Below are 3,794 nucleotides of genomic sequence, written 5' to 3'. Positions count from 1 at the left end.
GCGTTCGCCGTCGGCGCGATGCACCGCATACAGCGTCTGCTCGGGGTCGAGATCGAAGCCTTGCACCTGTGCGGACGGAACACTTGCGATGATCTCCGCCGCCTTCACGGGACGGACGTAGACCAGATGCGGCGCGCCGAGAGCGGCAAATGCTTCTGCTGTCAAGACGGGCGTCATATGACCACCTCCAAAAACTCAACGCTTCGAACGGGCGCCGGTTCAGCCGACCGTTCTTGGGGCCAGGCGCCGTGACATTCGCGCACCTGGGGTATTCGTCGCCTCAACTCATCCCACCGTCCGGATCGGCACGGTGATGACGCGTTTTTCCGGTTCGGGCCGCACAAGATCGATGTGCAGCAGCCCGTGCCCAAGGATTGCGCTCTCCACCACCATCCCGTCGGCCAGGACGAAGCTTCGGATGAAGCCCCGCGCGGCGATGCCGCGGTGCAGGAAAGCCTCCCCGCTCCTGGCCTGGTCGCCGTCCCGCCGGCCCTGGATGGTCAGCTGGCGGTCCTCGACGGTGACGCTGAGCTGGTCGGGCGCGAAGCCCGCCACCGCCAGCGTGATGCGGATCCCGGCCTCGCCGCGATCCTCCACATTGTAGGGCGGATAGCTCTCGGCGGCGGCCTTGGCGGCGCGCTCGATCAGGCTGCGGGTATGCTCGAACCCCAAGAGGAAGGGGCTGTCGAAGAGGATCGACCGATTCATAGCGCGAAGAGTCCTCACCAAAAGCGACTCTCCGATCGGGCCGCCCGGCAGCGGCGCGGCTCGACCGGACCCAACCTATGTGGGTGTTCGCCGCCGGCTGCGCAATGCGCAGGGGCCTTGGCCGTCCAGCCCCACGGCGCCGTCGTGGGGCCGGCTCAAGCAGATGCAGAACAACGCGCCCGTGAGGGCGCTACTGCAGCGTCGGGCTCATGGCGCCGGCGGCCTCGCGGCAGGCGGCTTCGCAGCGGCGGCAAGCCTCGGCGCAGATCCGGCAGTGCGGCATCCGGTCCATGTGGCGCTCGCATTCGCGCGCGCAACTGCGGCAGGCGTCCTCGCAGACCTCCAGCATGGCGGTGACGAGCTCGACGTTGGAGCCGGTGCGGCGGGTCGCCAGGGTCCCGGTGGCGACGCAGACGTCGGCGCAATCCAGGCAGGTGCGGATGCACTGGGTCAGCGACTGGACCATCGATTCGCCCAGGCAGGCGTCGGCGCAGGCCGTGCAGGTCTGGGCGCAGTCGTAGCATTCCTCGATGCAGTGGATCAGGGCGGCGCCCGTCTGGCCGCGCTCCTGGGGATGGGTGGAGATCATCTGCTGGGCATGCATGGGCGCCTCCTCGCTTCAGCTGCACCGAATGGCGGAAAAGCGGCTGACGGCGAGGGTCGTTCCGGGCTCGCGAAGAGTTCAGCTTGCGGCGGAAAAGGCGAAGGCCCGCCGGGGGTACCGGCGGGCCTCCATGGTGGAGCTAAGCGGAGTCGAACCGCTGACCTCTTGAATGCCATTCAAGCGCTCTACCAACTGAGCTATAGCCCCGAGGTCTCGGGTCTCTGGAGCGTCGCCGCCCCGGAGAGGCGCGGAACCTATTCAAACCGTTCCGCGCGATCAAGCCCGGCGAGAGAGATTTTTTCGCCCTCGCCGGAACCAGTCGTCAGTCGTCGTCCCCCTCGCCGGGAAGGCCGTCGATTTCGCTGTCGTCGAAGTCGTCCTCGTCCTCTTCCAGGAAGGGAACGTCGTCGGCCTCGACCTCTTCGTCGTCGGAGAACTCGCCCAGGTCGTCGGACTCCTTGCCCGCGCCCGGTTCGCCGGCGTCCTCGTCGTCGTCGGCGGCCAGCGGCTCGTCGACCACTTCGTCCAACTCCGGCGTGGCGGCGTCTTCTTCTTCGCCCTCGGCCTCGTCGCCCAGGACCTGATCCTCGCGCTCGTCGTCGGCCTCCGTGTCCGGGGTGACGGCGCGGGCGCGGACGCGGCGGTTGCGGACCGCCTCGTCAGGATCGAATTCGGAACCGCACTTGGGGCAGTGCGCCGGGCGCTTGTTCAGGTCGTAGAACTTCGCCTGGCATTGTGGGCAGATCTGTTTGGTGCCCAGTTCGGGATTGGCCAAGGAGGCGATCCTCTAAACGGCTGTGTTTCGTGAAGCGCGCTCCCTTGCCACGCAGGAATGCGGCTGTCAAAGCAATCCCCCTCTTTGTTCCAGACGCCTGCGGAGGCTTGGTTTTGACGATGACGGCGGCCGCTCTGACCGCCAGGCGCGCGGGTCCCCTGAAGGGCCGCGTGCGGGCTCCCGGCGACAAGTCGATCTCCCACCGCGCCCTGATCCTGGGCGCGCTCGCCTCGGGCGTGACCGAGGTCGAGGGGCTGCTCGAAGGCGAGGACGTCAAGCGCACCGCGGCGGCGATGGCCGCCTTCGGCGCGGGCGTCGAGCGGCTGAGCCCAAGTGAAGCAGGAGGCGGCCGCTGGCGCGTCGAGGGCCGCGGCGGCTTCGCCGAGCCCGTGGACGTGATCGACTGCGGCAACGCCGGCACCGGCGTGCGGCTGATCATGGGGGCTGCGGCCGGTTTCGCGCTGGCCGCCACCTTCACCGGCGACAGCTCGCTGCGCGGGCGGCCGATGAACCGGGTGCTGAAGCCGCTGGGCGAGATGGGCGCGACCTGGATCGCCCGCGCGAACGGCCGCCTGCCGCTGACGCTGCGGGGCGGCGGCCTGAAGCGGATCGCCTACCGCCTGCCCGAGCCCTCGGCCCAGGTGAAGTCGGCGGTGCTGCTGGCCGGCCTCGCCGGCCAGGCGGGCGCGGAGGTGTTCGAGCCGGAGCCCACGCGAGACCACACCGAGCGCATGTTCCGCGCCTTCGGCGCCCAGGTCGAGGTGAGCCAGGAGGGCGCCGGCCGCCGCATCGTCCTGCCCGCCGGCCAGACATTGACGGCTTCGCGGGTCTTCGTGCCGGGCGATCCGTCGTCGGCGGCCTTCCCGCTGGTGGCCGCCCTGATCACGTCCGGCTCGGAGGTGACCGTTCAAGGCGTGCTGATGAATCCGCTTCGCGCTGGTCTTTTCGAGACCCTCAAGGAGATGGGCGCGGATCTGAGCGAGACGAACGTGCGCGAGATGTCCGGGGAAATCGTCGCTGACGTCACCGCTCGGCATTCCGAACTGCGGGGTGTGGAGGTGCCGCCGGAACGTGCGCCTTCCATGATCGACGAATACCCAATCCTGGCGATCGCCGCCGCCTTCGCACAAGGTCGCACGACGATGCGCGGGATCGGCGAGATGCGGGTGAAGGAAAGCGACCGTATCGCCCTGATGGTCCGTGGACTGGCCGCCTGTGGGGTCGAGGTCGAGGAAGGCCCCGAGCATATGGCGGTGACCGGCGCAACTTCAGTTCGCGGCGGGGCGCGCGTGACCACTCATGGCGATCATCGCATTGCGATGTCGCACCTCGTGATGGGCCTGGCCACGGATGAGCCGGTCTCAGTCGATGAACCGGGGATGATCGCCACCAGCTTCCCGGGTTTCCTGAAGATCATGCAGGGCCTTAACGGCGACATTCGCGAAGACGCGTCGGCCGGGGTTCGATGAGCTTTCCCTTAAACACCGGTCATCCCCGCGAAAGCGGGGACCCAGGCGTTTTCTGTTGCGAAGGCGCCGCCCGGCGCCGGCTGCAGGGCAAAAAAGCCTGGATCCCCGCTTTCGCGGGGACGAGCGGGGGAAGGGGCAAGTGACCGCCCCCTTCGTCATCGCCGTCGATGGTCCGGCCGCGTCGGGCAAGGGCACCATCGCCACCCGCCTCGGCGCGGCCTACGGCCTGCCGGTGCTC

The 3,794-nt window shown here is 68.7% G+C and carries 5 protein-coding genes, 1 tRNA gene and 1 pseudogene; 2 read left to right on the top strand and 5 right to left on the bottom strand.

The genetic code is table 11. The features are described from left to right. The 5 genes from VJS38_RS01045 to VJS38_RS01025 all read right to left on the bottom strand — a co-directional run. On the bottom strand, positions 1-177 hold a 177-nt coding region (locus tag VJS38_RS01045; RefSeq protein WP_324086300.1), incomplete at its 3' end, for a DUF1150 family protein. 108 nt (positions 178-285) lie between these two features. Continuing rightward, positions 286-708 (bottom strand): Hsp20 family protein, encoded by a 423-nt coding sequence (locus tag VJS38_RS01040; RefSeq protein ID WP_324086299.1) that lies wholly within the window; start codon positions 706-708, stop codon positions 286-288. 190 nt (positions 709-898) lie between these two features. Continuing rightward, positions 899-1,312, bottom strand: a complete 414-nt coding sequence (locus VJS38_RS01035) for a four-helix bundle copper-binding protein (protein WP_324086298.1) — start codon at positions 1,310-1,312, stop codon at positions 899-901. Between the two features lie 131 nt (positions 1,313-1,443). After that, positions 1,444-1,519: transfer RNA gene (locus VJS38_RS01030), tRNA-Ala, on the bottom strand. Positions 1,520-1,634: 115 nt separating this feature from the next. After that, on the bottom strand, positions 1,635-2,087 hold the full coding sequence (locus tag VJS38_RS01025; protein WP_324086297.1) for a TIGR02300 family protein: 453 nt from the start codon (positions 2,085-2,087) through the stop codon (positions 1,635-1,637). A 119-nt stretch (positions 2,088-2,206) separates the two neighbouring features. Here VJS38_RS01025 and aroA point away from each other — a divergent pair, with 119 nt between their 5' ends. Together aroA and VJS38_RS01015 are read left to right on the top strand one after the other, a co-directional pair. Then, complete coding sequence (gene aroA, locus VJS38_RS01020) at positions 2,207-3,556, top strand: 3-phosphoshikimate 1-carboxyvinyltransferase (RefSeq protein WP_324086296.1); 1,350 nt, start codon at positions 2,207-2,209, stop codon at positions 3,554-3,556. A 139-nt stretch (positions 3,557-3,695) separates the two neighbouring features. Next, positions 3,696-3,794, top strand: a pseudogene (locus VJS38_RS01015) (cytidylate kinase); the annotation flags it as partial.

It is taken from the genome of Phenylobacterium sp. (assembly GCF_035276905.1).
In the GTDB taxonomy this organism is placed as follows: Bacteria; Pseudomonadota; Alphaproteobacteria; order Caulobacterales; family Caulobacteraceae; genus Phenylobacterium.
Note: the sequence above shows the minus strand (reverse complement) of the source record. Positions and strands in the feature narration are given on the sequence as shown.